General features: G+C 63.0%; 4 protein-coding genes. 2 read left to right on the top strand and 2 right to left on the bottom strand.

The window, feature by feature from the left end; translation table 11 throughout:
• The coding region (locus Q0X61_RS13215; protein WP_297743353.1) for a pyridoxal-phosphate dependent enzyme at nt 1-305 on the bottom strand (305 nt) is incomplete at its 3' end.
• Between the two features lie 65 nt (nt 306-370).
• On the opposite strand from Q0X61_RS13215, the gene guaA reads away from it, so the two are divergent.
• A complete protein-coding gene (gene guaA, locus Q0X61_RS13220; protein ID WP_297743354.1) occupies nt 371-1,924 on the top strand; it encodes a glutamine-hydrolyzing GMP synthase in 1,554 nt (517 codons plus the stop codon).
• A 91-nt stretch (nt 1,925-2,015) separates the two neighbouring features.
• On the opposite strand, the gene Q0X61_RS13225 is transcribed toward guaA, so the two are convergent.
• Nucleotides 2,016-2,279, bottom strand: a complete 264-nt coding sequence (locus Q0X61_RS13225; RefSeq protein ID WP_297743356.1) for a GlsB/YeaQ/YmgE family stress response membrane protein — start codon at nt 2,277-2,279, stop codon at nt 2,016-2,018.
• Between the two features lie 97 nt (nt 2,280-2,376).
• Between Q0X61_RS13225 and Q0X61_RS13230 the strand changes: the two genes are divergently transcribed.
• Nucleotides 2,377-2,718 (top strand): hypothetical protein, encoded by a 342-nt coding sequence (locus Q0X61_RS13230; protein WP_297743358.1) that lies wholly within the window; start codon nt 2,377-2,379, stop codon nt 2,716-2,718.
• The last annotated feature ends 74 nt before the right edge of the window (nt 2,719-2,792 follow it).

Here is a 2,792-nt window from a genome sequence, read left to right on the forward strand (position 1 = left end):
CGGCGCTCCTTGCTCATGGTTTCCGGCATGGTGAGCACGACGTTGTAGCCGCGCGCGGCGCCGGCGAACGCCAGGCCGATGCCGGTATTGCCCGACGTGGCCTCCACGATGGTGCCTCCCGGCTGCAGCTCACCGGAGGCGGCGGCAGCGTCGAGGATGGCGACGGCGATGCGGTCTTTCACAGAATTGGCTGGGTTGTAGAACTCCAGCTTGGCGGCGACGGTGGCGTTGTCGCCCGCGATGCGGTTGAGCTTGACTAGCGGCGTGCGACCTACCAGTGCGGTCACGTCGGAGTAGATGTTCATACCGCCCTCAACGCCTCTGCACCCGCGGTTATTCCCAGCGGCCTCAGGGCACTAGACTCCTTCGCATGATCGTCAATCACGAACGGGTATTGGTCGTCGACTACGGCGCCCAGTACGCGCAGCTCATCGCGCGTCGGGTGCGTGAAGCTCGTGTGTACTCAGAGATCGTCAGCTCGAAGCTTTCCGTCGACGAGCTCGTCGCGAAGAAGCCTGCCGCCATCATCCTCTCAGGCGGACCCTCGTCGGTGTACGCCGACGGCGCCCCGCAGGTAGATCCGGCGCTCTTCGACGCCGGCATCCCCGTCTTCGGTATTTGCTACGGCTTCCAGGCCATGGCGAAGGCGCTGGGGGGCACCGTCGCGGAAACGGGCACCCGCGAATACGGCCGTTCGGCACTCGCCATCCAAAACAACGGCTGCCTGCTGGATTCCATCCCGAACACCATCAATGTGTGGATGAGTCACGGAGACACGGTATCGAAGGCGCCCAAGGGATTCGTGGTGCTGGCCCGCACGGCCGGCGCCCCCGTCGCTGCGTTCGAGCACAAGGCTCGCCGCCTCGCCGGTGTGCAGTGGCACCCCGAGGTGATGCACTCACAGTGGGGGCAGCAGGTCATCGAGCACTTCCTGTACAAGATCGCTGACATCCGCCCATCCTGGACGGCGGAGACGATGGTGTCCGACGCCATCACGGCCATTCAGGAGCAGGTGGGCGACAAGCGCGTGCTCTGCGCGCTGTCCGGAGGCGTCGACTCCGCGGTCGCGGCGGCGCTCGTGCAGCGCGCCATCGGCTCGCAGCTCACCTGCGTGTTCGTCGACCACGGTCTCCTGCGCGCAGGCGAAGCGCAGCAGGTGAAGGAAGATTTCGTCCGCGTGACGGGCGTCGACCTGATCGTCGCCGACGAGCGCAAACGCTTCCTCGATGCCCTGGCCGGCGTGAGCGACCCCGAACAGAAGCGCAAAATTATCGGTCGGGAGTTCATCCGCACCTTCGAGGCCATCGCCGCAGATCTTGCTGGCGAACGCGGCATCGAGTTCCTTGTGCAGGGCACGCTGTACCCCGACGTGGTGGAATCCGGCGGCGGCGAGGGCGCGGCGAACATCAAGAGTCACCACAACGTCGGCGGACTTCCCGACGATCTCCAGTTCACGCTCATCGAGCCGCTGCGCAATATGTTTAAAGACGAGGTACGTGCGGTGGGCAGTCAGCTCGGGCTCCCCGACGAGATGGTCTGGCGCCATCCGTTCCCCGGCCCTGGCCTCGCGATTCGCATCGTCGGTGAAGTTACCGCAGAGCGCCTCGATATTCTGCGCAAAGCTGATCTGATCGCCCGTGAGGAGCTGAAGGCGGCGAAACTGGAGCGCGACATCTGGCAGTTCCCCGTCGTGCTGCTGGCCGACGTGCGCTCCGTCGGCGTGCAGGGTGACAGCCGCACCTACGGGCACCCCATTGTGCTGCGCCCGGTGACCAGCGAGGATGCGATGACGGCCGACTGGGCGCGCATCCCCTACGAGCTGCTGGAGAAGATTTCGACGCGCATCACCAACGAGTGCGCAGAGATCAACCGCGTGGTGTTGGACGTAACCAGCAAGCCCCCGGGCACCATCGAGTGGGAGTGAGGCTCGCCCGACGGTGGGTAAACACTCCTAAGACGCACTTTGGGCGGCCACCGAAGTGGCCGCCCAAAGTGGTGTTGTAGAAGTCTAGTGATCAGGCCTTCTTCTTGGTGAGGAAGCCGTAGACGAGCAGGACGACGACGGCACCAATGATGGCGGTGACCAGGCCGCTGAACGACCAGATCTTGTCGAACTTATCGCCGAAGGCGAACTGGCCGAGCAGCCCTCCAACGAAGGCGCCGACGATGCCGAGCAGTGCGGTCATGAAGAATCCGCCACCCTGTTCGCCGGGCACGAGTGCCTTGGCAATAGCTCCGGCAACGGCACCGACGATGAGGTATGCAATCAAAGTGAACATGCCTTAACTCTTGCACAGTCACGGCTCATTACCAAGCTCGTTGCTGTCGACGTCGATGGATTCCTCTACCTGCGAACAAGCTGTTAGGGTCCGGGCCATGGAGTTCTTGCGTGATGTGCTGCTGTTGTTGCACCTGGTCGGTTTCGCGGCGCTGTTTGGTGGCGCTTTCGTGCAGTTGAAAGGGCCGGTGCGTTCCATCAACCCGGCGATGTGGCATGGAACATTAACGATGCTTGTCAGCGGACTCATGCTGGTCGCTGTGAACGAGATGCGCGACGCAGATGTGAACCACATGAAAGTCGGGATCAAGCTCGTCGTGCTCCTGGTGATCTTTGGTTGCGTGTTGGCTCAGCGCTCGAAGGAGCAGGTCAGCAACGCCATGTTCTTCACGATCTTTGGACTCACGTTCGTCAACGCGGCCATCGCCGTGTTTGTGTGATCAGAACATTGGGCGCCAGGGGCTGAGGAAGGCTTCCGTGAGCTTCGCCACCCACGAGCGTTGCTGCCACATGT

Origin of the sequence: uncultured Tessaracoccus sp., from assembly GCF_947255005.1 — a bacterium.
Classification (GTDB): Bacteria; Actinomycetota; Actinomycetes; order Propionibacteriales; family Propionibacteriaceae; genus Arachnia.

Bases quoted from the DNA above. Each gene is read 5' to 3' on its own strand.
- guaA (WP_297743354.1), top strand. From the start codon at position 371: ATGATCGTCAATCACGAACGGGTATTGGTCGTCGACTACGGCGCCCAG.
- Q0X61_RS13225 (WP_297743356.1), bottom strand. From the start codon at position 2,279: ATGTTCACTTTGATTGCATACCTCATCGTCGGTGCCGTTGCCGGAGCT.
- Q0X61_RS13230 (WP_297743358.1), top strand. From the start codon at position 2,377: ATGGAGTTCTTGCGTGATGTGCTGCTGTTGTTGCACCTGGTCGGTTTC.